Annotated in this window: 23 protein-coding genes; 3 read left to right on the top strand and 20 right to left on the bottom strand. The window is 57.3% G+C overall.

The features are described from left to right. Positions 1-8 precede the first annotated feature (8 nt). Together D7S44_RS06330 and elaB are read right to left on the bottom strand one after the other, a co-directional pair. Positions 9-1,205 carry a nicotinamide mononucleotide deamidase-related protein YfaY gene (locus D7S44_RS06330; RefSeq protein WP_120453108.1) on the bottom strand — a complete coding sequence of 399 codons (1,197 nt, stop codon included), beginning with the start codon at positions 1,203-1,205 and terminating at the stop codon, positions 9-11. Positions 1,206-1,386: 181 nt separating this feature from the next. Further along, a complete protein-coding gene (gene elaB, locus D7S44_RS06325; RefSeq protein ID WP_120453106.1) occupies positions 1,387-1,698 on the bottom strand; it encodes a stress response protein ElaB in 312 nt (103 codons plus the stop codon). A 272-nt stretch (positions 1,699-1,970) separates the two neighbouring features. Here elaB and D7S44_RS06320 point away from each other — a divergent pair, with 272 nt between their 5' ends. Then, positions 1,971-3,629: a glucan biosynthesis protein D gene (locus D7S44_RS06320; protein WP_120453104.1), complete on the top strand. Its 1,659-nt coding sequence runs from the start codon at positions 1,971-1,973 to the stop codon at positions 3,627-3,629. A gap of 179 nt (positions 3,630-3,808) precedes the next feature. On the opposite strand, the gene D7S44_RS06315 is transcribed toward D7S44_RS06320, so the two are convergent. The 15 genes from D7S44_RS06315 to lrhA form a co-directional block, all read right to left on the bottom strand. Next, positions 3,809-4,258: a GNAT family N-acetyltransferase gene (locus D7S44_RS06315; RefSeq protein ID WP_120453102.1), complete on the bottom strand. Its 450-nt coding sequence runs from the start codon at positions 4,256-4,258 to the stop codon at positions 3,809-3,811. A gap of 63 nt (positions 4,259-4,321) precedes the next feature. After that, positions 4,322-5,779, bottom strand: coding sequence for an NADH-quinone oxidoreductase subunit NuoN (nuoN, locus tag D7S44_RS06310; protein ID WP_120453100.1), 1,458 nt, complete (start codon positions 5,777-5,779; stop codon positions 4,322-4,324). Between the two features lie 6 nt (positions 5,780-5,785). After that, complete coding sequence (gene nuoM, locus D7S44_RS06305) at positions 5,786-7,306, bottom strand: NADH-quinone oxidoreductase subunit M (protein ID WP_120453098.1); 1,521 nt, start codon at positions 7,304-7,306, stop codon at positions 5,786-5,788. A 204-nt stretch (positions 7,307-7,510) separates the two neighbouring features. Continuing rightward, positions 7,511-9,346: an NADH-quinone oxidoreductase subunit L gene (gene nuoL / locus D7S44_RS06300; RefSeq protein WP_120453096.1), complete on the bottom strand. Its 1,836-nt coding sequence runs from the start codon at positions 9,344-9,346 to the stop codon at positions 7,511-7,513. Then, positions 9,343-9,645 carry an NADH-quinone oxidoreductase subunit NuoK gene (gene nuoK, locus D7S44_RS06295; protein WP_120453094.1) on the bottom strand — a complete coding sequence of 101 codons (303 nt, stop codon included), beginning with the start codon at positions 9,643-9,645 and terminating at the stop codon, positions 9,343-9,345. Before nuoK ends, nuoL begins: the two co-directional genes overlap by 4 nt. Then, entirely contained in the window at positions 9,642-10,181 is a 540-nt protein-coding gene (gene nuoJ / locus D7S44_RS06290) for an NADH-quinone oxidoreductase subunit J (protein WP_120453092.1), read from the bottom strand. The genes nuoK and nuoJ overlap by 4 nt, the downstream gene beginning before the upstream one ends. A gap of 10 nt (positions 10,182-10,191) precedes the next feature. Further along, a complete protein-coding gene (gene nuoI / locus D7S44_RS06285) occupies positions 10,192-10,734 on the bottom strand; it encodes an NADH-quinone oxidoreductase subunit NuoI (RefSeq protein WP_120453090.1) in 543 nt (180 codons plus the stop codon). A gap of 11 nt (positions 10,735-10,745) precedes the next feature. After that, complete coding sequence (gene nuoH / locus D7S44_RS06280; protein WP_033750471.1) at positions 10,746-11,723, bottom strand: NADH-quinone oxidoreductase subunit NuoH; 978 nt, start codon at positions 11,721-11,723, stop codon at positions 10,746-10,748. Further along, on the bottom strand, positions 11,720-14,443 hold the full coding sequence (gene nuoG, locus D7S44_RS06275) for an NADH-quinone oxidoreductase subunit NuoG (protein ID WP_120453088.1): 2,724 nt from the start codon (positions 14,441-14,443) through the stop codon (positions 11,720-11,722). Before nuoG ends, nuoH begins: the two co-directional genes overlap by 4 nt. Before the next feature lie 103 nt (positions 14,444-14,546). After that, the gene (gene nuoF, locus D7S44_RS06270) at positions 14,547-15,887 is read right to left on the bottom strand and encodes an NADH-quinone oxidoreductase subunit NuoF (protein ID WP_179256397.1); all 1,341 of its coding nucleotides are present in this window, start codon (positions 15,885-15,887) and stop codon (positions 14,547-14,549) included. 2 nt (positions 15,888-15,889) lie between these two features. After that, on the bottom strand, positions 15,890-16,405 hold the full coding sequence (gene nuoE / locus D7S44_RS06265; RefSeq protein ID WP_120453084.1) for an NADH-quinone oxidoreductase subunit NuoE: 516 nt from the start codon (positions 16,403-16,405) through the stop codon (positions 15,890-15,892). A 2-nt stretch (positions 16,406-16,407) separates the two neighbouring features. After that, the gene (nuoC, locus tag D7S44_RS06260) at positions 16,408-18,207 is read right to left on the bottom strand and encodes an NADH-quinone oxidoreductase subunit C/D (RefSeq protein ID WP_120453082.1); all 1,800 of its coding nucleotides are present in this window, start codon (positions 18,205-18,207) and stop codon (positions 16,408-16,410) included. Between the two features lie 117 nt (positions 18,208-18,324). After that, entirely contained in the window at positions 18,325-19,002 is a 678-nt protein-coding gene (locus D7S44_RS06255; RefSeq protein ID WP_120453080.1) for a NuoB/complex I 20 kDa subunit family protein, read from the bottom strand. Positions 19,003-19,017: 15 nt separating this feature from the next. After that, positions 19,018-19,455, bottom strand: a complete 438-nt coding sequence (locus D7S44_RS06250; RefSeq protein ID WP_120453078.1) for an NADH-quinone oxidoreductase subunit A — start codon at positions 19,453-19,455, stop codon at positions 19,018-19,020. Positions 19,456-20,115: 660 nt separating this feature from the next. Beyond that, complete coding sequence (lrhA, locus tag D7S44_RS06245; protein WP_033791641.1) at positions 20,116-21,039, bottom strand: transcriptional regulator LrhA; 924 nt, start codon at positions 21,037-21,039, stop codon at positions 20,116-20,118. A gap of 958 nt (positions 21,040-21,997) precedes the next feature. Here lrhA and D7S44_RS06240 point away from each other — a divergent pair. Beyond that, positions 21,998-23,215, top strand: coding sequence for a pyridoxal phosphate-dependent aminotransferase (locus D7S44_RS06240; RefSeq protein WP_120453076.1), 1,218 nt, complete (start codon positions 21,998-22,000; stop codon positions 23,213-23,215). A 68-nt stretch (positions 23,216-23,283) separates the two neighbouring features. Next, on the top strand, positions 23,284-23,883 hold the full coding sequence (gene yfbR / locus D7S44_RS06235) for a 5'-deoxynucleotidase (protein ID WP_120453074.1): 600 nt from the start codon (positions 23,284-23,286) through the stop codon (positions 23,881-23,883). A gap of 28 nt (positions 23,884-23,911) precedes the next feature. On the opposite strand, the gene D7S44_RS06230 is transcribed toward yfbR, so the two are convergent. The 3 genes from D7S44_RS06230 to yfbV form a co-directional block, all read right to left on the bottom strand. Further along, the gene (locus D7S44_RS06230) at positions 23,912-24,571 is read right to left on the bottom strand and encodes a sugar phosphatase (RefSeq protein ID WP_120453073.1); all 660 of its coding nucleotides are present in this window, start codon (positions 24,569-24,571) and stop codon (positions 23,912-23,914) included. 12 nt (positions 24,572-24,583) lie between these two features. Beyond that, positions 24,584-25,078, bottom strand: coding sequence for a YfbU family protein (locus D7S44_RS06225; RefSeq protein ID WP_120453071.1), 495 nt, complete (start codon positions 25,076-25,078; stop codon positions 24,584-24,586). 145 nt (positions 25,079-25,223) lie between these two features. Then, positions 25,224-25,676 carry a terminus macrodomain insulation protein YfbV gene (yfbV, locus tag D7S44_RS06220; RefSeq protein ID WP_120453069.1) on the bottom strand — a complete coding sequence of 151 codons (453 nt, stop codon included), beginning with the start codon at positions 25,674-25,676 and terminating at the stop codon, positions 25,224-25,226. Between the last annotated feature and the right edge of the window lie 214 nt (positions 25,677-25,890).

Below are 25,890 nucleotides of genomic sequence, written 5' to 3'. Positions count from 1 at the left end.
GTGCCCCACTACAGCTTCACTGATTCCAGAATATCAATCCAGCCGTGACCGGTGCTGACCTCGCTGCCGTGCAGCCAGCGACGCAGCATATTCATCGCCATCATCGCCACCACCTTCTGTCGCGTCTCCAGATTATGGCGACCGTGGGTGAACTTCACTCGCTGTCCCCAGCTCGCTTCCGGCGTATGCAGCGCCAGCGAAACCTCGCCCTCTTCCAGCGCGCCGGTCGATAACGCCAGCACTGTGCCGTGATGCGCCGCCAGCGCGCGCGTACGCTGAACCTGCTCTTCCAGCCCCTCCTGATGCAGCGGCAGGATTTCCGCCGCGCTAAGCGGTACTTCTGCCGCGGCCAGCTGCCAGTGCAGCAGCCCGGCGGTGTACTGCTCGCTGAGCGCCAGACGGAAACCACGCTCTTTCAGCTCGCGCGCCAGCAGCGCTGGCAACCCTTCGGTGCCTTCAAAAATAGTGCACTCCGCCAGCAGCAGACGCACCTGCTGCCAGACCTGCTCCATGGCCACGCGCTGGCTGGCTGGCCCGGTCAGCTTTATCTCGATAATCGGCATTGAAGAGCGATAACCCATTACTACGCCCTCGGGGAGCGCCAGCGGCTCCAGCTCGGCGGCGATGTCGCTTTCGCCGCGACCGAACGTTGTCAGGCGCAGACAGAGCGGCGGCGCCGGCAGCTCAAAATGCTGTTTAAGACGCGGCAGAATTTGCTGCTCCACCATCACCTTAAATTCAGACGGCACGCCAGGCGTAAAGAAGATCCAGCAGCGGTTAAGCCGCAGCGCAAAGCCGCAGGCGGTGCCCACCGGGTTATCGATCATCTCAGCATTGGCGGGTATCTCCGCCTGCTTGCGGTTGCTCGCCGCCATTACGCGTCCACGGCTGGCGAACCACGCCTCGATGTTATCGAGCCATTCCTGATGCAGCACCAGTTCGACACCGCTCGCTTTCGCCGCCGCCAGCGCGCTGAGATCGTCGCTGGTTGGGCCGAGGCCGCCATTCACGATAAGCACATCCGCGACTTCGCTACGAGCCTGCAGCGTTTCCACCAGCGACGACAACGAATCGCCTACCGTGCTGCGGCTGGTCATCGGTAAACCGTGCTGAAACAGCAGATCCGCCAGCCAGGCGGCGTTGGTATCCACGATTTGGCCGTGCAGCACCTCGTCCCCTGTAGACAACATCTCGACTCTTATCACGTTTTGATCTCCTTTTGTCCATCGATCTACTGTAGGAAGCACGCTGATTAAACTCAACACTATCCTGCGCTTTTCGCATCAGGAGCATAGAGAGAGGGAGAAGAAGAACGGCGCGGGGCTAATATGAGGAAGGTAACAAAACAAACGGCGGGAGAGCCCCGCCGTTTTCAGTGACGTAGCCTTAACGGCGCGCCAGCAGCAGGCCGAGCACCAGGCCAGCGGCTGCGCCGATGCCGATACCCTGCCAGGGTTTCTCATGCACATAGTCATCGGCGCGGTAAGCTACATTTTTAGCGCGATAGTAGTAGCTGTCAGAGGCCTGGCTGACGCGTGATTTCACATCTTCCAGCGCCTGCTCCGCTTTGGTTTTAAGTTCAACGTACTTCTGATCGGTCGGATCGCCTGATGACTTCAGCACCTCTTCCAGCGTCTCGGTCAGCAGCGCCAAATCATCATCCAGATTGGTGTCGAAAGCTTCTGTCTCTTTTACCATCATTTCCTCCGTGTCATTTATAAAGCAGTCTCTTAACTATAGCGGCTAAATCGCCGTTTGCAGGATGGTTTCGCCAGGATTCCCCTGAGTTTCCTGCTGAAGGACTCAATACGAAATTCCTCGGCCTTCTTGATTAATCTGATAAATTTAAGGCGGACTGAATTTTTCATCTACCAGACTGTCGTACCCTGCTGTTATCTGCGCTTTTGGCTCACCTGAGCGCAGAGCTGGGCAGTCACAACACACTCGAACGCTAAGGAATAATTTCTGGCATGAATCGAAGAATGTTTATGAAAGCGTCAATGGCCTTCTCCGCCGTCAGCGGTATGACCGGCCTGTCCACGCTGTTTGCGCAATCCGCCTGGGCAGAAGATGGCATTGCTGACGGCGCCGCTGTGCGCTTCGATTTCGATGTACTGAAAAAGACAGCCGCCGCGCTGGCGAAGCAGCCCTGGGGTGGCGCGCCAGGCGCGCTGCCGGAGACGCTGGCGACGCTGACGCCGCAGGCGTACAACGAAATTCAGTACGACGCCGGTCATTCGCTGTGGAACACTATCCCCGATCGTCAGCTCGACGTGCAGTTTTTCCATGTCGGTATGGGCTTTAAGCGCCGCATCCGCATGTTTTCCGTTGACGCTGACAGCCGTGAGGCACGTGAGATCCATTTCCGCCCTGAGCTGTTTAACTATAACAACGCGAAGGTAGATACCCAGCAGCTGGTGGGCAAAAACGATCTCGGCTTCGCCGGCTTCCGTGCCTTTAAAAAACCGGAGCTGGCGCGCCGCGATATCGTCTCCTTCCTTGGTGCCAGCTATTTCCGCGCGGTGGACGACACCTATCAGTACGGCCTCTCCGCACGCGGTGTGGCGGTCAACACCTTCAGCAACGGCAGCGAAGAGTTCCCCGACTTCACCGCGTTCTGGTTTGAGACGCCGAAAGCGGACGATACCACCTTTGTCGTTTACGCCCTGCTGGATGGCGCCAGCGTCACCGGCGCCTATAAGTTCACCATTCACTGCGAAGCGCAACGTGTAGTGATGGAGGTGGAAAACCATCTCTTCGCGCGCAAAGAGATCCGCCAGCTCGGCATTGCGCCGATGACCAGCATGTTCAGCTGCGGCACCAACGAGCGCCGCATGTGCAACACCTACCATCCGCAGATCCATGATTCCGATCGCCTGGCGATGTGGACTGGCAGCGGCGAATGGATCGCCCGTCCGCTGAATAACCCGCAGAAGCTGCAGTACAATGCCTATCAGGATGAGAATCCGCGCGGTTTCGGCCTGTTGCAGCTTAACCACGACTTTAAGGATTATCAGGACGTTATCGGCTGGTACGACAAGCGTCCCAGCCTGTGGGTCGAGCCGGTCGGCAAATGGGGCAAAGGCGCCATCAACCTGATGGAGATCCCGACCACCGGGGAAACGCTGGATAATATTGTCTGCTTCTGGCAGCCAGCCGAGCCGGTAAAAGCCGGCAGCGAGTTCAGCTTCTCCTATAAGCTCTACTGGAGCAGCCTGCCGCCGGTTCGCAGTGGACTGGCGCGTGTCGATGCGACCCGCACCGGCATAGGTGGCTTCCCGGAAGGCTGGGCGCCGGGCGAGCACTTCCCGGAGCAGTGGTGCCGTCGCTTCGCCATCGATTTTGTCGGCGGCGATTTGAAAGCGGCTGCGCCGAAGGGCATTGAGCCGGTCATTACTCTCTCATCCGGCACCTTCAAACAGGTCGAAATCCTCTACGTCGAGCCGATGAACGGTTATCGCATCCTGTTCGACTGGTATCCCAACAGCGACGCCACCACGCCGGTAGAGATGCGCCTGTTCCTGCGCACCAGAGATGAAACCCTGAGTGAAACCTGGCTCTACCAGTATTTCCCGCCGCCGCCGGATCAGCGCAAATATGTGGATGACCGGCAGATGACGTCAGGCTAAAAAAGCGAGCGGCGAGCCCAGGCTTGCCGTTTGACGCCGGCTATTGAACTGCGCGGGTGCTATAGCCGCGCAAAAGATGGCCCAGCCTGCGCTATCCATGGCGCAGGCCGCTTTGCTCTTCGAACCATGTCACCTGTTTAGCTGTTTGTAACGGCGAGTCTCTGCGGGCTCGCCGTTTTTTATTTGCGCATATCGATATGGGGAATATTGTCTTCGAGGTAGATATCCCCGACCGCCTGAAAACCGAGACGCCCATAGAAATTTTGCAGATGCGCCTGCGCAGAAAGATAAACCTCGCGCTCAGGCCAGTGCTGTTCGCAGCTGAGCAGCGCCTGCTCCATCAGCCGGTTTCCGAGGTTCAGACCACGCGCGCTGGCGGAGACGATAACGCGCCCTATCGCCACTGGCGCAGCGTCATCAGCAGGGGTAAGGATACGCGCATAAGCCACCAGCTCATCGCCGCGCATCCCCAGAATATGGCGGTTATCGGCCGTCAGATCCTGGCCGTCAACATCCAGATAAGGGCAGCTTTGCTCGACGATAAAAACGGCGCAGCGCAGCGCCAGCACCGCATAAAGCTGCTGCGCGCTCAGTTCGCTGTGATGTTTATCCTGCCAGTTGATCTCCATAGTCGCTCCTGAAGGCAAAAAAAATCAGGCCCGCGGGCCTGATTTCATTAAGGGAAAGGCAGTTTACATCAGCGGCTGAGCCATCTGCACCAGCGTAATCAGCGGCTGCGGATAGACGCCGAGCAGCAGCACCAGAATCGCTGAAATCAGCACGACCACGCCGCCCGCGGTAAACGCCCAGTTAGCTGGCGTATCGCGCGTATGCAGCTCCGGCGGGCTGAGATAGAGGCTCACCGTCACGCGCAGGTAGTAGTAGAGGCCGATGGCGCTGCCGATAACCACGGCTGCCGTCAACCACCACAGGTGCGCATTGACGCCTGAAGCGATAACGTAAAACTTGCCGATAAAGCCGAGCGTCATCGGAATGCCCGCCAGCGACAGCATCATCACCGTCATCACCGCCGACAGCACAGGACGGTGCCAGAACAGGCCGCGATAGGAGTAGAGCGAGTCAGCATCCGGGCCGCGGTAAGGGCTGGACATCAGGCTGACGACGCCGAACGCGCCGAGGCTGCTGAACAGGTAACCCGCCAGATAGACGCCCGCAGTTTCCAGCGACAGCTGATGGGTTTTCACCGCAATCAGCGCCACCAGCAGGTAGCCGAGATGCGCGATAGAGGAGTAACCCAGCAGACGTTTGATATTGCTCTGCGAAATCGCCATCAGGTTGCCGAACAGAATCGACACGAAAGCGATCAGGCCCAGCACAGTGCGAACGGCTTCGCTGTCGGTCAGCGGCGCGTACATAAACAGACGCATGATGACGCCGAAAATAGCGATCTTGCTGGCGGTTGCGAGGAAAGTCGATACCGGCGCAGGCGCGCCCTGGTAAACGTCCGGCGTCCAGAGATGGAACGGCACCAGCGACAGCTTAAAGCCCAGCCCGATAATCATCATGCCCAGACCAACCAGCAGCAGCGGCTGTTGGATCATGGTGTCGTTCAAACTCTCTCCCAGCTTAACGAAGCTCAGGCTGCCGGAATCGGCATAGACCAGCGCGATGCCGAACAGCAGGAAAGAGGAGGCAGCCGCAGACAGAATGGTATATTTCAGCGCCGCTTCTAAAGAACGCTTCTGACGGAAGGCGTAGCCAATCATACCGAACAGCGGCAGCGACAGCAGCTCGACGCCGATAAACAGCGACGCCAGATGGTTAGCGCTGGCCAGCACGATCCCGCCCAGTGCCGCGATCAGCACCAGCAGATAGAACTCATCCTTGTTGTCCGGGAAACCGGCCAGCCAGGGATAGGCGAAAGTACAGGTCGCCAGGCTCGCCAGGATCACCAGCGCGGTATAGAACACAGCGTAAGGATCGACCCGCAGCAGCGGCGTCACGTCCATTGCGCCGGCGTGCGCCACATACCAGAGCGAAACCAGCGCCAGGTTCAGACCAATGACCGTCAGCGTGGCGTTAACAAAGTGGTTGCGTCGCCAGGCAATGGACAGCATCACAACTACCACCGTCAATCCGACGATCAACAGCGGCAGTAGCGCGATCAATTGTTGAAAAGTTATTGTCATGGCGAATTACGGCCTTGTAGTTGAAATTGAAGCGGTAAACCACTGCTGAATATTGCTCATGGCGGCATGGGACGTATCCAGAATCGGCTGTGGGTAAACGCCCAGCAGCACCAGCAGAACCACCAGCACCATGATCATCGTGAATTCACGCGGCGACATGCCCGGCAGCGGATCTTTCGATTTCGCTTCGCCGTAGTAGGCGCGCTGCATCATGATCAGCGAGTAAACCGAGGCGAAAACCAGGCCGAAAGTACCAATCACGATAATGACCGGCACCACCTGGAAACTGCCCGTCAGGATCATAAATTCGCCCGCGAAGTTGCCGGTACCCGGCATCCCCAGGTTCGCCACCGCAAAGAAGAGCGACAGGCCCGGGATCCACTTAATGCGTGACCAGAGGCCGCCCATCTGACGCATATCGCGCGTATGCAGACGCTCATAGAGCTGACCGCACAGGATAAAGAGCGCGGCGGCAGAGAGGCCGTGCGCAATCATCTGCACGACTGCTCCCTGGAAGGCGAGCTGGCTGCCGGTATAGATGGCGATCAGCACAAAGCCCATATGCGAAATCGACGTGTAGGCGATCAGGCGTTTAATGTCGGTCTGCGAGAAGGCCATCCACGCGCCGTAGAAGATGCCGATAATGCCCAGCCACATGGCGATCGGGGCAAACTCCGCCGAAGCGTTGGGGAACAGCGGCAGGCTGAAGCGCAGCAGACCGTAAGCTGCGGTTTTCAGCAGAATCCCCGCAAGGTCCACTGAACCGGCAGTCGGCGCCTGGCTGTGTGCGTCAGGCAACCAGCCGTGCAGCGGCACCACCGGCATTTTTACCGCGAAGGCGATAAAGAAGCCCAGCATCAGCAGATATTCCACCGTGTGCGACATCGGCGTTTTCAGCAGTTGCTCGTAGTTAAACGTCCAGACGCCGGTCGCGTTATAGTGCACGAACACCAGCCCCAGAATCGCAATCAGCATCACCAGACCCGAAGACTGGGTATAAATGAAAAACTTGGTGGCTGCGGTGATACGGGTTTTGCCGTCGGATGCCTTATGACCCCAGAGCGCGATGAGAAAATACATCGGCACCAGCATCATCTCCCAGAAGAAGAAGAACAGGAACATATCGATAGCCAGGAAGACGCCGATGACGCCGCCCAGGATCCACATCAGGTTGAGGTGGAAAAAGCCCTGATACTTTTCGATTTCGTTCCAGGAACAGAGCACCGCCATCAGGCCGAGCAGGCCGGTCAGCACCACCATCAGTAGCGACAGACCATCCAGCGCCAGATGGAAATTGATGCCGAAACGCGGGATCCAGGTGGCGGAGAACTCCGACTGCCACTGCGGCATGCCCGCTGCCTGCGTCAGTGAATAGCCGCCCTGCAGCCAGAGCTGCAGCGAAATCGCCAGCGTCAGGCCCATGGTAATCAGGGCTATCCAGCGCGGCGTCTTCGCGCCAAGGCGCTCAGCCAGCCAGCAGAGTAAACCGCCGACGAATGGAATGATTATTAGCCAAGGTAATAGCACTGAAGTCTTTCCCTTATATGTCCTTTTTATGGGCTATTCAGCTTGCCCTCTTCGCCGCCGACAGCGCTCGCAATCTTTACGTAGTTAACTACGTTCCGGTTGCTGCGTGCTGTCGACGTCAAAACTGGCTGCGCCGATAACGCTCACTACTCAGGCACTTTTTGCATATCCGATGAGATGAAAATCTTTCATCCCGCTCATCTTTTAAACCACCAGCATCAGCGCCAGCACCACCACGGCGCCCACGCCCATTGAGGCGACATACCAGCGCAGATAACCGTTTTCGCTGACCACCAGACCTTTATTGGCGATACGCGACACCAGCGCGGGCAGGTTCATCACCGCATTCAGCGGATCGCGCTGCAACAGCCAGGCGATACCGAGATAAGGTTTGACGAACACTTTGTCATACAGCCAGTCGAAGCCCCATGCGGCGAACCACCAGGTGCCGAAGAAACGGCCCGGGGCGCTGTTGGCGACGCGGCTGACCAGCTGGCGTTTGCCCAGCCAGAGCGCAGCAGCGATCAGGATGCCCACCACGGCGACCACGCCAGAGGCGATCTCCAGTCCGACCTTGCCCGCTTCGCCCGCTTCACCCTGCGGCAGTACGCCAGCCAGCGGCGGGGTAATCAGCGCGCCGACGAAGGTCGACAGTACCAGCAGCACGATCAGCGGCAGATGATGAGTGATACCTTTACCCGCATGCGCGTGGATCTTCTCTTCGCCGTGGAACACGATGAAGATCATGCGGAAGGTGTAGATTGAGGTCAGGAAAGCCCCTACCAGGCCAGCCACCATCAGATTGATGTGGCCGTTCGCCAGCGCGCCGAACAGAATTTCATCTTTACTGTAGAAGCCTGCCGTAATCAGCGGTAGCGCAGCCAGCGCGGCACCGCCCACCAGGAAGCAGACATAGACCAGCGGGATGCTCTTACGCAGGCCACCCATTTTAAAGATGTTCTGCTCGTGATGGCAGGCAAGGATCACTGAACCCGATGAGAGGAACAGCAGCGCTTTAAAGAACGCGTGCGTCATCAGATGGAAAATCGCCGCGTCCCACGCCTGTACGCCGAGCGCCAGGAACATGTAGCCGATCTGGCTCATGGTCGAGTAGGCCAGCACGCGCTTGATATCGGTCTGTACCAGCGCGGCGAAGCCCGCCAGCACCAGCGTAATCGCGCCGACGATACCAACCAGATGCAGGACTTCCGGCGTCAGCAGGAACAGGCCGTGGCTGCGGGCGATAAGGTAGACGCCTGCCGTTACCATGGTTGCGGCGTGGATCAGCGCCGATACCGGAGTCGGACCGGCCATCGCGTCTGCCAGCCAGGTCTGCAGCGGCAGCTGCGCGGATTTACCTACCGCGCCGCCCAGCAGCATCAGCGTCGCCCACTGCAGCATATGGTTATCCGCCGCGAAGTGCTGCGGCGCCAGTTCCATCATTTCGCGGAAGTTGAGCGTACCCAGTTCGTTGTAGAGGATGAACAGTGCAAAAGCGAGAAAGACGTCGCCGACGCGGGTGATGATAAAGGCTTTCATCGCCGCTTTGCCGTTTTCTGGATTGCTGTAGTAGAAGCCGATCAGCAGGTATGAGCAGAGCCCTACCCCTTCCCAGCCGAGATACATCAGCATCAGGTTATCGGCCAGTACCAGCACCACCATGCTCGCGATAAACAGGTTGGTATAGGCGAAAAAGCGGGAGTAGCCCTCTTCGCCGCGCATATACCAGGAAGCGAACATATGGATCAGGAAGCCGACGCCAGTCACCACAGAGAGCATGGTGAGCGAAAGTCCGTCCAGCGTCAGGTTGACCTTAATGTCGAAATTACCGACCTGCATCCAGGTCCAGAGCGCCTGAGTAAAGGGCTGCTGACCATTAGCAAAGAAGTCAATGCCGACATAGAGCGTCACCAGCGCCGCCAGGCCCACCGAGCCCATGCCGATCGCAGCCGACAGGTTCTCCGACCAGCGACCACGGGAAAACGCCAACAGCAAGAAGCCGATCAGCGGAAACAGGATTGTTAAATAGAGAAGATTCATCCGCGCATCTCGCTCACAGTATCAATGTTCAGCGTCAGACGACGACGATAGAGCTGGAGCAGCAGCGCCAGGCCGATGCTGGCTTCCGCCGCCGCAAGGCTGATCGCCAGGATATACATCACCTGTCCATCCGCCTGTCCCCAGTAGCTGCCCGCCACAACGAGCGCCAGCGCGGCCGCGTTGATCATAATCTCGAGGCCGATCAGCATGAACAGCAGGTTGCGACGCAGCACCAGTGATGTCAGTCCAAGGACAAACAGCACGGCGGCCAGAATTAAGCCGTGTTGTAACGGGATCATGCGTGCTCCTCCTTATTGGCGTCACGATTGCTCACCACTTCGCCCTGACGCTCTTCGCGTCCGACGTGGAACGCCACTACCAGACCCGCCAGCAGCAGCATTGAGGCGAGTTCCACCGCCAGGACGTAAGGGCCGAACAGGCTGATGCCTACCGCTTTGGCGTCGATAACCGTGCCATCGATGCCCTGATCGTTAGCGGTCAGAATGGCATAAACCATGACCACCAACAGCAATAGCGAAACGATGCCAGGACCAATCCACAGCGAAGGCTGCAGCCAGTCGCGCTCCTGCTTCATCGTGGCGTTGCCCATATTGAGCATCATCACCACGAAGACGAACAGCACCATAATGGCGCCGGCGTAGACGATGATCTCCAGCGCGCCGGCGAAATAGGCACCGAGCGAGAAGAAAACGCCTGCGACGGAGAGCAGCGACACGATCAGATACAGCAGCGCATGCACCGGATTGGTGTGGGTGATGACGCGCAGCGTCGTCAGCACCGCCACCAGACCGCAAAGATAAAACGCAATTTCCATGCCGGGCTCCTTAAGGTAACAAACCTTTGACGTCGATGGGTTTGGCTTCGTTTTCGGCGTCGCCCTTATCTTTCCCTTCGATCGCCATACCTGCCATGCGGTAGAAGTTGTACTCGGGATATTTGCCCGGACCGGAGATCAGCAGATCTTCTTTTTCATACACCAGATCCTGGCGCTTGAACTCGCCCAGTTCGAAATCGGGCGTCAGCTGGATCGCGGTAGTCGGACAGGCCTCTTCGCACATCCCGCAGAAAATGCAGCGCGAGAAGTTGATGCGGAAAAATTCCGGGTACCAGCGGCCATCTTTGGTCTCTGCTTTCTGCAGCGAAATACAGCTGACCGGACAGGCCACCGCACAGAGGTTACAGGCTACGCAGCGCTCTTCGCCGTCGGGATCGCGCGTCAGCACGATACGACCGCGATAGCGCGGCGGCAGATAGACCGGCTCCTCCGGATACATCTGAGTTTCGCGTTTGGCGAAGGCATGCATGCCTATCATCCAGATACTGCGCACTGTCGTGCCGAAGCCAACGACAATATCTTTTAAAGTCATCTCAACACCTCTTACTGCGCGTTGTACAGAATCACTGCGGCGGTCGCCAGCAGGTTCAACAGCGTCAACGGCAGACAGACTTTCCAGCCGAACGACAGCACCTGGTCATAGCGTGGACGCGGAAGCGCAGCACGAATCAGGATAAACATCACCATAAAGAACGCCGTCTTCAGGGCGAACCAAATGAACGGCGGCAGGAACGGGCCTTGCCAGCCGCCGAAGAACAGCGTCACGATCAGCGCTGATACGGTGGTGATAGCCACATACTCGCCCACGAAGAACAGACCGAACTTCATCCCGGCATATTCGATATGGTAACCGTCCGCCAGCTCCTGCTCCGCTTCCGGTTGGTCGAACGGGTGACGGTGACACACCGCCACGCCCGCGATACAGAAGGTCAGGAAGCCGAAGAACTGCGGAATGATGTTCCACAGATGCGCCTGGCTTTCAACGATAGCGGTCATATTGAACGAGCCCGCCTGCGCCACCACGCCCATCAGCGACAGACCGAGAAACACTTCGTAGCTCAGCGTCTGCGCGGAAGCACGCATCGCGCCCAACAGCGAGTATTTGTTATTGCTCGACCAGCCGGCGAACAGCACCGCGTAAACCGCCAGACCCGCCATCATCAGGAAGAAAAGCAGCCCGATGTTAAGGTCAGTCACCATCCAGCTCGGCGACACCGGCACAATGGCGAACGCCAGCAGCAGGGAGACGAACGCAATGACCGGCGCAAGCGTAAAGATAAAGCGGTCGGTAAAGGGTGGAACCCAGTCCTCTTTAAAGAACATCTTGATCATATCCGCAGCGAGCTGCAGCGAACCGCCCCAGCCCACGCGGTTCGGCCCGTAGCGGTTCTGCCACAGACCGAGCAGGCGGCGTTCGGCGAAGCTCATAAACGCGCCGCACGCCACTACGACCAGCAGAATGACGATCGCCTTCACCACGGTCAGAATGATGTCGATAACGTCCGGTGTTAACCAGCTCATTGCGCCGCCTCCTGCAGTTTGTCAATGTGCGCGCCCGCCAGGAACGGCGGAACGCCCGGCATACCCAGCGGCAGGCCTATCTGACCCGGCTGCAGCGCGCTGGAGAAGCGAACCGGCAGACGCAGGGTCTCGCCTGAACAGGTGAACTCAACGGCCGTGCCTTCATTCACGCCCAGCTTCGCCGCATCGCTCTGATTGATCACCAGCATCGGTTGCGGCATACGTTTCTGGAACACCGCCGAACGCTGGGTCATCTCTTCGCTACCGAACAGCTGGTAGTAAGGCGCGACGCGCCACTGCTCGCCGCCAACAAACGCGGTCGGGACCTCAGTGAACCACGGCAGCGACGCATCGCCTGCTTCGAACAGACGCACGCCGGGATCGCCGTTGCGCAGCTTGCCGCCCACTTCGGCCTGGAACTTGTTCCACGCCTGCGGGGAGTTCCAGCCTGGCGCCCAGGCGAAGGGGATTTGCGAACGCGGCGCGCTCGGCTGGTTGTTGCCTTCCATCGAGAAGGCAAACATGCTGTCCCGATCCTGCGGCTGACGCGGCTCGTGCACGCTGATATTGGCGCGCGCGGCGGTACGTCCGCTGGAGCGGTTTGGCGAGCGGGCCAGTTTTTGTCCGCGAATGCGGAAGCTGGCGTCCGGCGCGGCTTCTTTAATGCCTTTCAGCTGCGGCAGCTTCGCCACCACGGCGTCGATGACGTGATCAAGCTGCGTCCAGTCGGGATGGCGGCTTTCCAGCGTGCTGTGCAGCGAGTGCAGCCAGCGCCAGCTCTCCAGCATCACGATGCTGTTGTCGTAGTAAGCCGGATCGTAAACCTGGAAGAAGCGTTGCGCGCGGCCTTCATGGTTGATCGAGGTGCCGTCGCTTTCGGCGAAGCTGGCGGTAGAGAGCACCAGGCCCGCTTTCTCCAGCGTCGCGGTGCGCTGATGATCGACCACAATTACATTCGTGGCGTTAGCCAGCGCGGCATCTACCTGCGCTTTCGGCGCATGACGATAGAGATCGTTCTCCAGCACCACCACCGTATCCGCTTCGCCGCTGCTCAGCTGTTCCAGCGCGCTGTCGAGCGTGTTGCCGCCCATCAGGCCCAGACCCATGCTGTTTGCCGCACCGGCCAGCAGCGTAATGCCGACCTCGGCGCCGCGCGCCTTCAGCGCTTTAGCGACGTTCGCCGCCGCTTCGATCATCGCCGTGCTGCCCGAGTGGGTACCGGAGATAATCAGCGGTTTTTTCGCACCGGCCAGCGCCTGCACCACGACGTCCAGCTTGCCGCTAAGGCTGCTGTCGAAATCGCTGACTACCGGCGCACTTTCATCCAGCGCGCTGGCGATGGCGAAGCCGAGACGCGCCTGATCTTCCACCGGCGCGCGATAGCTCCACGCGGCGATATCATCAAGGCGGGTTTCGTCGACGTTAGTGACGAACAGCGGATGTTTAGCGTGCTGACCGATATTAAGAATGGCGGCGATCTGCCAGTCGGCGACTTTCTGCGCCGCGGCCATTTCGCGCGCTTTGCCTTTTACCGCCTGACGCACAGAGAGCGCCACGCGCGCGCCGACCTGGGTCAGATCTTCGCCCAGCACCAGCACAGCGTCATAGCTTTCCATTTCGCGCAGGGACGGCGTATAGATGCCGCTTTCGCGCAGGATTTTAAGCATCAGTTCCAGACGCGCCTGCTCCCCCGCCGGCATGCCGGTAGAGAAGTTTTCCGCACCCACCAGTTCACGCAGCGCAAAGTTGCTCTCTACGCTGGCGCGCGGGGAGCCGATGCCGATAACGCGCTTCGCCTGACGCAGGACGTCAGCCGCCGCGTTAACCGCCTGCTCCGCATTCAGCGTGACCCAGTCGTTGCCGCGCAGCAGCGCAGGATGACGAGGACGATCTTTACGGTTGACGTAGCCGTAGCCGAAACGGCCGCGGTCGCACAGGAAGTAGTGGTTTACCGTACCGTTGTAGCGGTTTTCGATACGGCGCAGTTCGCCATAGCGCTCGCCGGGACTGGTGTTACAGCCGACGCTGCACTGCTGGCAGATGCTCGGCGCGAACTGCATATCCCATTTACGGTTATATCGCTCGGAGTGCGTTTTGTCGGTGAAGACGCCGGTCGGGCAGATCTCCACCAGGTTGCCGGAGAATTCGCTCTCCAGCGTGCCCTCCTCCGGACGGCCGAAGTAGACGTTATCGTGCGCACCGTAAACGCCCAGATCTTTGCCGTCGGCATAATCTTTGTAGTAACGCACGCAGCGGTAGCAGGCGATACAGCGGTTCATTTCATGAGAGATGAACGGGCCGAGATCCTGATTCTGGTGGGTACGTTTCGTAAAGCGGTAGCGGCGGAAGCTGTGGCCGGTCATCACCGTCATATCCTGCAGGTGACAGTTGCCGCCCTCTTCGCAGACCGGACAGTCGTGCGGGTGGTTGGTCATCAGCCACTCCACCACGCTTTCGCGAAACTCTTTCGCTTCGCCGTCGTCAATAGAGATAAAGGTGCCGTCGGAGGCCGGCGTCATGCAGGACATGACGAGACGGCCGCGGGTATCTTCGGCATTCTGGAATTGCTTCACCGCACACTGGCGGCAAGCCCCAACGCTTCCCAGCGCCGGATGCCAGCAAAAATAAGGAATATCAAGGCCCAGAGAGAGACACGCCTGCAGCAGGTTGTCCGCTCCGTTCACATCATATTCTTTACCGTCTACATGGATTGTAGCCATAGTGAACATGCTTCCGTAAGGCTCGTCAGAGACGAGCGTTAATCATATTCTTGCCCCGGTTTTGGGGCAGCGGCGCAGAGCCGGTTCCGTGTGCTGCGGCGAATTACCAGCGTGCTTTCAGCAGGTTAGGCTGAATACCGCCAATTGCGCGCGTATTGCCGAAGACCTGCGGCGCAATGCCGGCTTCAAACTCTTCACGGAAATATTTAATGGCGCTCTGCAGCGGCTCCACTGCGCCGGGCGCGTGGGCGCAGAAAGTTTTGCCTGGACCAAGCTGGCGGCAAAGCTGCTGCAGGGTTTCGATATCGCCCGGCTGCCCTTTGCCCTGCTCCAGCGCGCGCAGGATTTTCACACTCCACGGCAGGCCGTCGCGGCATGGCGTACACCAGCCGCACGATTCGCGCGCGAAGAACTCTTCCAGGTTGCGCACCAGCGACACCATATTGATCTCGTGGTCAACGGCCATCGCCAGCGCCGTACCGAGGCGGCTGCCTGCTTTACCAATGCTGGCGAACTCCATCGGCAGATCGAGATGCTGCTCGGTTAGGAAGTCAGTACCCGCGCCGCCCGGCTGCCAGGCTTTAAAGCGCAGACCGTCGCGCATGCCGCCTGCATAATCTTCCAGGATTTCACGCGCGGTAATGCCGAACGGCAGTTCCCATACGCCTGGATTTTTTACGCGACCGGAGAAGCCCATCATTTTGGTGCCGGCATCGTCGCTTTTCGACAGGCCTTTGTACCACTCGACGCCGTTGGCCAGGATCGCCGGTACGTTGGAGAGCGTTTCCACGTTATTAACGCAGGTCGGCTTGCCCCACACGCCCGCACTCGCCGGGAACGGCGGCTTGGAACGCGGGTTGGCGCGACGACCTTCCAGCGAGTTGATCAGCGCCGTCTCTTCGCCGCAAATATAGCGGCCCGCGCCGGTGTGTACGATCAGCTCGAAGTCGAACCCGGTGCCGAGAATGTTTTTACCGAGGAAGCCCGCTTCGGTCGCTTCCGCGATGGCGCGACGCAGATTCACCGCCGCTTCGATATACTCGCCGCGCAGGAAGATGTAGCCGCGATAGGCTTTCAGCGCGAAGGCGCTGATCAGCATGCCTTCCACCAGCTGGTGCGGCATCTGCTCCATCAGCAGGCGGTCTTTATAGGTGCCCGGCTCCATCTCATCGGCGTTACACAGCAGGTAACGGATGTTCATGGATTCGTCTTTCGGCATCAGGCTCCACTTCAGACCAGTGGAGAAGCCTGCGCCGCCGCGCCCTTTCAGGCCCGAATCTTTCACCGCCGCGACAATTTCGTCCGGCGCCATGCCGTTCAGCGCTTTTTCCGCGCCCGCATAGCCGTTTTTACTGCGATATTCTTCGAACCATACCGGCTGTTGGTCATCGCGCATGCGCCAGGTGAGCGGATGCGTTTCCGCAGTACGAATGATCTGTTTGATGGTCATTGATACTGCTCCAGTAATGAGGCGATGCCTTCCGGCGTCAGATGAACGTGCGTATCTTCATCCACCATCATGGTCGGGCCTTTGTCGCAGTTGCCCAGACAGCAGGTCGGCAGCAGCGTAAACCGGCCGTCCGCCGTGGTCTGGCCAGGCTTGATATTGAGATTCTGCTCCAGCGCCGCCTGAATGCCCTGATAGCCGGTGATGTGACACACTACGCTGTCGCAATAGCGGATAACGTGACGGCCGACCGGCTGACGGAAAATCTGGCTATAGAAGGTGGCGACGCCTTCGACGTCGCTCGCCGGAATGCCCAGCACCTCGGCGATAGCGTGGATGGCGCCGTCCGGCACCCAGCCGCGCTGCTTCTGCACAATCTTCAGCGCCTCAATCGACGCCGCGCGCGCATCTTCATAGTGGTGTTTTTCGTGCTCGATAGCGTGATGCTCTTCCGCGCTCAGCACGAAGACCTCGTTCGGGTCGATCGTATGAATGGCAATTTTTTGATCGTGCATAATTAGCGGTCCACGTCTGACATAACAAAATCGATACTACCGAGGTAAACGATCAGGTCGGATACCAGGCTACCGCGGATCACCGACGGGATCTGCTGCAGGTGCGGGAAGCTCGGCGTGCGCACGCGGGTGCGATAGCTCATGGTGCTGCCGTCGCTGGTCAGGTAGTAGCTGTTGATCCCTTTGGTCGCCTCAATCATCTGCAGCGATTCGTTGGCCGGCATAACCGGGCCCCATGAAACCTGCAGGAAGTGAGTGATCAGCGTTTCAATGTGCTGCAGCGTACGCTCTTTTGGCGGCGGTGTGGTCAGCGGGTGATCCGCCTTGAACGGACCTTCCGGCATATTGTTCAGGCACTGCTCAAGAATACGCAGCGACTGCCACATCTCTTCCATCTTCAGCTGTACGCGCGTGTAGGCATCGCTGATGCCCGCCCCAACCGGAATTTCAAAGTCGAAGTTTTCATAACCTGAATAGGGACGCCATTTACGCACGTCGAAATCCAGGCCGGTGGCACGCAGCGCGGCGCCGGTGGTGCCCCAGGCCAGCGCCTCTTCCATGTTATAGGCGGCAACGCCTTTTGAACGGCCGACCAGCACGCTGTTGCGCAGCGCCGCTTTGTCATACTCTTTCAGGCGCTTCGGCATCCAGTCGAGGAACTCGCGCAGCAGGCGCTCCCAGCCTTTCGGCAGATCGTGCGCTACGCCACCGATGCGGAACCAGGCCGGATGCATACGGAAGCCGGTAATGGCTTCAACCACGTCATAAATCTTCTGGCGATCGGTAAAGGCGAAGAAGACCGGCGTCATCGCGCCGACGTCCTGAATAAAGGTCGAGATGTAGAGCAGATGGCTGTTAATGCGGAACAGCTCAGAGAGCATGACGCGAATAACGTTGACGCGATCCGGCACCACGATGCCAGCGAGTTTTTCCACCGCCAGCACGTAAGGCATTTCGTTTACGCAGCCGCCGAGGTACTCCACGCGATCGGTATAGGGAATATAGCTGTGCCATGACTGGCGCTCACCCATCTTCTCCGCGCCGCGGTGGTGATAGCCGATATCCGGCACGCAGTCGACGATCTCTTCGCCGTCCAGCTGCAGAATAATACGGAAGGCACCGTGCGCCGACGGGTGGTTCGGCCCCAGGTTGAGGAACATAAAGTCCTCGCTGTTGGTGCTGCGCTTCATACCCCAGTCTTCTGGCTTGAAGGTCAGCGCCTCCATCTCCAGATCTTCTTTCTGTTTGGTGAGCGTAAAGGGGTCGAACTCTGTGGCGCGCGCCGGATAATCTTTACGCAGCGGATGCCCTTCCCAGGTCTGCGGCATCATGATGCGCGTCAGGTGCGGGTGGCCATCAAAGGTTACGCCGAACATCTCCCAGGTTTCGCGCTCGTACCAGTTGGCGTTCGGGAAGATTTTCGTCAGCGTCGGCAGATGCAGATCGTTCTCCGACAGCGCCACCTTGAGCATGATGTCGCGATTACGTTCGATCGACAGAAAATGGTAGAAAACGGAAAAATCCGCGGCGGGCAGACCGGCGCGGTGGGTACGCAAACGCTCATCCATGCCATGCAGGTCATAGAGCATGACGTAAGGTTTCGGCAGTTTACGCAGGAATGTCACGATCTCCAGCAGCTGCTCGCGCTTTACCCAGACCACGGGAAGGCCCGTGCGGGTAGGCTGAACGGTAAAGGCATCCGGCCCAAAACGGTTACGCAGCTCGCCGATCACCGGGTCATCCAGGTGATCCCGGGTTTGCCATGCAGGCTGAGCGAGATCGTGCGTGGTTAAATCTGTCATACGTTACTCACCATTCCGGCCTGTCGCCAGGCACTCAAAAGAAGGCGTCAGGATGGGGCCGCGCATTAAATTGTGATGTTTTGCCGCGGCCGTGGAATCCATCCATGTACGGTGTTCTTACACTTCGTCAGGGGTGCGAAGATTAGTGACGGCGATGCGCTCGCCGCGTTTTCTTTCACGTTCCGACTGCATATTGGCGCGATAAACGCCCTGATCGCCAACGACCCACGACAGCGGACGGCGCTCTTTACCGATCGACTCGCGCAGCAGCAGCAACGCCTGCATATAGGCTTCAGGACGCGGCGGGCAGCCCGGAATATAGACATCGACCGGCAGAAACTTGTCCACGCCCTGCACCACGGAGTAGATGTCGTACATGCCGCCTGAGTTAGCGCAAGCGCCCATCGAAATCACCCACTTCGGCTCCAGCATCTGGTCGTACAAACGCTGAATCACCGGCGCCATTTTGGTAAAGGGCGTACCGGCGATCACCATAAAGTCCGCCTGACGCGGCGAGGCGCGCATAACTTCCGCACCAAAACGCGCCACGTCGTGCACGGCGGTAAAGGAGGTGGTCATCTCTACATAGCAGCAGGACAAACCAAAGTTATAGGGCCACAGGGAATTCTTACGGCCCCAGTTCACCATGTCATGCAGGGCATGCTCGAGCTTGCCCATGTAGACGCTGCGATGAACGTGCTGCTCAAGGGGATCGGTTACGATCTCCTGTTTTTGCAGAGGGTAACGGTCGTTCTCACCACCGTTGGGGTCTATGCGGGTGAGCGTATAGTCCATCAGATTGCCTCGCTTTTACTGCTTATGAGGGTTGGTGTGACCGATCGGGCTGGATTTGACCACCACGCGACGGCGTGCAGGCGCCCAGTCCAGCGCGCCGATACGCACCAGATAGACCAGCCCCGCCAGGAGCACCAAAATGAAAATTGCGGCTTCGACAAAGCCGACCCAGCCGCTTTCGCGGATAGAGGTCGACCATGCGTATAAAAAGAGCGCTTCCACGTCGAAAATGACGAAGAACATGGCGACGAGGTAGAACTTCGCCGACAGGCGGATATGGGTGTCGCCAACGGATTCGATACCAGATTCGAACGGCGTCTCTTTATAGCGAGCGCGGGCGCGGCCGCCTAAGAGCCATCCTCCGGCAAGCATAAAGGCGCAAAGGCCGAAAGCGATAATGACAAATATGATAAACGCCCAGTGGTGAGCGACGACTTCGGTGGCTGTTGACATACTCTTTGCTTACTCATCAAAAGTGGCGATGGCATCCTGCGCAGGTCACTTGCAGCAAACGCACCACATCGATTTAAGGGAAGGAAAAAAACCTTATAAATTATGCTGTCATTATCAATTAGGCAGCAATTTTATGGGGTCTTTTACTCCTTTCTATAACCTTTTGTCAACTTTGACAAAAGTATCCAAACATTATTTTACACGCGCATCAAAATTTTAACATATGATGCGCGCGATGCCAGCTAAATCGCTTCAGTCTGTATGGGCTTTTAGAATATAGCTGGAATGCAAATGCATGGATCGTGCATTTATCCGACGTATTCTGGCAGGCTTTAACGAATTTTCCTTCCCCTTATCAGGGTTATTTTTTGATCCAGGACACAAAACCCGCCTTTTTGTCCTTTTTTTCAGCATATGTTGCGCAAATACGGAACAGGCCTTTCAAATTTTCAGACCAGAAATTCCATTATTTACTTGACTGAAATGTGGTTTTGTTTTGTTGAGGGGTTAAAGAGAGACTAGCAGGTGAAGCGGTAGTACGCGTTCGTTTTAAATGAATAAAAAAAGCCCTTCGATGCGTAAGCATAACGAAGGGCTTTTTATTACAGTTTGCCTGACTGACCGCGAGATTAAAAAGAAACCGGCAATGTTGTCTGCGGGTTACTCTTCATCATCGAGCAACAGCGTCCCGTCCGGGTTGGCACTCAGATTGTAGGGATCGTTGGTGGACTGCATGGCGTTGAAAATCGCCAGCGCCAGCTCGTTATCGCTGTCAGGATTGCGGCACAGCAGATATTGCGTATCCGGCAGCACAGGCAGGCCTTCCGCCGCGCCCATTACGCGCAGTTCAGGACTCATCATCTCCACCGGACGCGCAGTGACGCCCAGCCCCGCTTTCACCGCGGCGCGGACTGCAGCGAGCGTAGAGGCGACGTAAGAGATACGCCATGGAATGCCCGCCTCGTTGAGGTGATCGATCGCCATATCGCGGTACGGGCTGGGTTCATCCAGCAGTACCAGAGGAATCGCTTCGCCGCGCTGAAAAATATAATCCGCCGCGCAGTACCACAGCGTGGGCGACGTACGCAGCACCTGATGAGTAAAGCTGCCGGGACTTGAGGTCGTCACAACCAGATCGACTTCGCCCTGGTTCAGCATCTCCATCATAAAGGGGTTACGTTTTACACGGACATCGATCGCCAGCTTCGGATAAACCGAGGTTACGCGGTTCAGCAGAAACGGCAGGATGGTGTCAGAGGTGTCATCTGAAGCGCCGATGGTCAGTACGCCCTGGATGTTGCTGTACATCAGCGATGTACAGGCCTCGTCGTTGAAACGCAGGATTTTCCTGGCGTAGCCTAAAAGCTGAATACCATGCTCAGTTAATAATTTATTACGTCCATGTCTGGCAAACAGCTCTTTACCTACCAATTGCTCCAGACGTTGCATCTGCTGGCTGACGGCTGACTGGGTTCGGCACACAGCGGCAGCGGCGGCCGCAAAGGTGTTCAGGTCCGCAACGGCAACAAACGTTCTCAGCAGATCGAGGTCGAGATTCAGTATCGGACGATTTGCATTAGTCATGTTTTCTTCACTTATAAGATTTTTAAAAAACTACTACCCTGGTGTTATTACGCTACTTATCAAAGAGATAAGCGGTAATGATGCTCATTGCCGGCCCTGTGTTAGACCGCCAAAGAAATTCGTGTCAGACGTATACCGACAAACGCGCATCCCGAAACAGCGGGAAGGCAGCGTTAAGTAGACAGAAACAACTTCTGGACCGACAGCGCGGGAGCGCAAAGCAGGAAGCTGCGTTGGTGTCTAGGGTTCCGTACCTTCAGCGGACGGAAAAAGCCAGCTACCGGATTATGAATTGCGTAGCGGCTAAATGCGACAAATAATAAATTATACTTAATCATTTTTACGTTCAAAATGGAAATGATTTTGTGAAAAGCATCGTAATTTTTGACCAGATCGCATTTCAAGCCCATCCTGGCATATCGCTGTTCAATTTTAACCGCCCTGTTTCTGAAAAGCGAGATAAAGTGCGAAGATAGGCCTTAAATACCTTTTATTGGGTAAGCAATGGACCTTTCGCACAGGGAACTTTTCCGGCTATTTTCAGCCATAAACGCGCCCCGGCAGGCGCGATCGCTTCCGGGTTGGCTTATCTGTCGATCAGGCCGGACGCTTTTTTAAGCATTTATGTAAAATAGCTTAACTATTTCCCTGTTCATCTACTTGCGTTTGCGGTTTTAATTCGGCGTAAAACTTCTTGATTACTTCTTCAGAAAGCGGACAGCGCTGTTTACAGCCACAAGGCCGCTCCGTAGAGAAAAATATCGCTCGGCAACAAAAAATCAGTTTTTGTAACCAGCTAATTGCAAAGAAATTATGCATTACGCCATAGCTACCGTAAAAAGATGGCAAAGACGCCAAAACCTGCCGCTGCCCTTCTTTTGTCGCTATGAGGAGAGTACATTGTGCTGGTTTGATTTCTGCGGCAGCAAAAGGATTCTGCCCACAAAGGCGATTAAAAATGACTTTTCAAATTGATAAATCCGGCAAGCTGGAAAACGTCTGTTACGACATTCGCGGGCCGGTACTTAAAGAGGCCAAACGTCTCGAAGAAGAAGGCAACAAAGTCCTCAAGCTCAATATCGGCAACCCTGCGCCTTTCGGTTTCGAAGCGCCCGACGAAATTCTGGTCGATGTGATCCGCAATCTGCCCAGCGCTCAGGGCTACTGCGATTCAAAAGGCCTCTATTCCGCGCGTAAAGCGATTATGCAGCACTACCAGGCGCGCGATATGCGCGACGTCACGGTTGAAGATATCTATATCGGCAACGGCGTTTCAGAGCTGATCGTGCAGGCGATGCAGGCGCTGCTGAACAGCGGCGACGAGATGCTGGTGCCCGCGCCCGACTATCCGCTCTGGACGGCGGCGGTGTCGCTCTCCAGCGGCAAAGCGGTGCACTATCTGTGCGACGAATCCTCAGACTGGTTCCCGGATCTTGACGATATTCGCAGTAAAATCACGCCACGCACGCGCGGCATCGTCATCATTAACCCGAACAATCCCACCGGCGCGGTTTACAGTAAAGAGCTGCTGCTGGAGATCGTTGAGATCGCGCGCCAGCATAACCTGATCATTTTCGCCGACGAAATTTACGATAAGATCCTGTATGACGAAGCGCAGCACCACTCGATCGCCGCGCTGGCGCCCGATCTGCTGACCATCACCTTTAACGGCCTCTCTAAAACTTACCGCGTGGCGGGTTTCCGTCAGGGCTGGATGGTGCTTAACGGGCCGAAGAAACACGCCAAAGGCTATATTGAAGGGCTGGAAATGCTGGCGTCCATGCGTCTGTGCGCCAACGTGCCAGCGCAGCATGCGATCCAGACCGCGCTGGGCGGCTATCAGAGCATCAGCGAATTTATCGCGCCGGGCGGCCGCCTCTATGAGCAGCGCCAGCGCGCCTGGGAGCTGATCAATGATATCCCCGGCGTCAGCTGCGTGAAGCCGAACGGCGCGCTCTATATGTTCCCGCGCATCGACGCGAAAAAGTTCAATATTCACGACGACCAGAAAATGGTGCTGGACTTCCTGCTGCAGGAAAAAGTGCTGCTGGTTCAGGGCTCCGCCTTTAACTGGCCGTGGCCGGATCACGTACGCATCGTCACGCTGCCGCGCGTCGATGATCTGGAGATGGCGATCGGTAAATTTGACCGTTTCCTGCAAGGGTATCGCCAGTAAAACCTGCCGCGTATACTGACAGCATTTGGGGAAGCGTGACGCTTCCCCCGTTGCTGACAGGATAACGCATGACCCGAAGCCACTTTTTCGCCCATCTTTCCCGCCTTAAACTGATCAACCGCTGGCCGCTGATGCGCAATGTGCGCACTGAAAACGTTTCTGAGCACAGTCTGCAGGTCGCGATGGTGGCGCATGCGCTCGCCGTGATTAAAAACAAAAAGTTCAACGGCAGTCTCAATGCCGATCGTATTGCGATGCTGGCGCTTTATCATGACGCCAGCGAAGTGCTTACTGGCGATCTGCCGACGCCGGTTAAGTATTACAACGCGCAAATCGCTCATGAGTACAAAAAGATAGAGAAGATTGCCCAGCAGAAGCTGATCGAGATGCTTCCTGAAGAACTGCAGGAGGTTTACCGCCCGCTGCTTGATGAGCATCAGCACAGCGAAGCGGAACAGTCGGTGGTAAAACAGGCGGACGCGCTCTGCGCCTATCTGAAATGTCTGGAAGAGCTTTCCGCAGGCAATAATGAGTTCCTGCTGGCCAAGGCGCGTCTGGAGAAAACCCTGCAGCAGCGCCGTTCGCCGGAAATGGACTATTTCGTCGAGGTGTTTATTCCCAGCTTCAGCCTGTCGCTGGACGAAATCTCACAGGATTCACCGCTGTAGCGCGGCGGCGTGATGCCGCCGCCTGGTTTTATCTTTTCAGGTGCAGGGAAAAGCCGCCTTCGGCCTGCGGCGTAACCTGCAGTGACGCCAGCGAGTGAAGCTGCATCAGGGTTTCCGTCAGGCGCGGCGTATCGGCGGGCGCATTGAGCGCGATAACCGCGCAGCGGGCGTTCAGACCAGAGAGAATCCCGGCTGGCGCGTCCTCCACCACCACGCACTTCTCCGCCGGCAGCCCCAGTTTTTGCGCCCCGAGCAGATAGGGATCCGGCTCAGGCTTGCCCTTCTCGACCTGTTCGGCAGTAATAAAGACCGACGGTAGCGGCAGGCCAGCGGCTTGATGGCGCGCCTGCGCTACCGGTTTTGTGCCGGACGTTACGATAGCCCAGGGGATCTGCAGCGCATCTAAATGTGTCAGCAGCGCGTGCGCACCCGGCAATGCGCGCACGCCGTCGGTGTCCTGCGCTTCTATTTGCTCCAGCGCGCGAAACTCCGCCTGAATGGCCGCCTCCGGCTGACCCGCCATAAAATGGCGCAGCGAGGTGATCGCCTGCTTGCCGTGAATAAAACTCAGAATCTCATCGGCTGCGATGCCGTGCCGCGCTCCCCAGTTACTCCACGCCCGCTCTACGGCAGGCAGAGAGTCCACCAGCGTGCCATCCAGATCAAACAAAAAACCGCAATAGGTCACAGGCCACTCCCGTCAGGCGTTAATAATCTGCGCGATTTCAGTCGCGCTCAGGTGATACTGACGCGGACAAGTGTGCCATACCGCTCGCATACGTTGATACTTTTCCCACATCGGCGTCTGCGCGTTAAAGCCGTGGGTGCCGGAATCGAATTGGGTATAACGCCCTTCGGTATTCACCATAAAACGTACGTAGCCGAGATAGCGCGCTTCGGTGGCGGCATCAAAGCCGAGGAAAGCGAGCCGACGCTCATCCAGCGAGGCTTTATCGCCAAGATTCGCAAAGGAGACATGCAGCGCATGGTGCATCTCCATAATGTCGATAATGGTACGACAGGTTTCTTCCGTCAGTTCACCGAACTCTTTATCCAGCTCCCGCATCTGCAGCCCGTAGCCGCGCTCGATTATGGTCTGATAACGACGATAGCGCTCGGCGTTATCCGGCTCCAGCATCGCCATAATCTTGTACTGGTTAGAGAGAATCAGACGCTGTGCGTGGGTCATTTCCATCAGAGGCTCCTGGGCCGAACGGCCGCTCAAGAATTAGACGGGAAATGATGGCATAAGGCGGGTGATGCGGGTACGCCCGCATCACTTTTCTTTGATTTAACCCCGGCTGAGCGGCAAATTCTCTCAGCGGGAAAAAGGCTGTCGATCAAAGATCGTCAAGGAAGGTGCGATCCAGCTGCTTAAATGCCCGCTTGAGCAGGTCAGCAAGCGCCTGATAGGTCGGCTTACCCTCGACCGGCGCAATCGCCTGTCCCGCTTCTTCCAGCCGGGCGCGCACCTCATGGAACCAGTGCAGCAGCGTAGGCGGCAATGGCGTCACCGAGCGCTTGCCCAGCCACCACAGACCCTGCATCGGCAAGCTACAGGCAAAGAGCGCGGTAGCGACTGCCGGCCCCAGCTGTCCGCCCAGCGCGATTTGCCAGCTCAGCGTAAAAACAGCCAGCGGCGGCATAAAGCGGATAGCAAAACGGGTCACGCTCGAGACGCGGTTTTCAGGAAAGACTGGCGCGAGGCGTTTATCATTCGGCCAGGTCTTCATATAGTGCTGGCCGTTTTGAAAAATACGGAACCAGCCAGTAGTGCCAGAATCATTCGCCATGGCGGACCTCAACTAAAACAGCAAAAAATAAAATTATTTTATAACTACACAACTTTACGTGACATCCTTCAAAAATTTTTGTCTTTAAAGGGGACACTCGCTATTCTGACCCAGCCTCAATAACGTACTGGAAGCGGGTAAGAAGGTAAACGACAAACGTAACGGCCAGCTTTCGCTAAGCAAATTTCAAAAAATTGCGTAAAATTACCGAAAT

Origin of the sequence: Pantoea piersonii, from assembly GCF_003612015.1 — a bacterium.
Lineage (GTDB): Bacteria > Pseudomonadota > Gammaproteobacteria > Enterobacterales > Enterobacteriaceae > Pantoea > Pantoea piersonii.
The sequence above is the reverse complement of the archived record's forward strand: the minus strand, read 5'-3'. Positions and strand labels throughout refer to the sequence as shown.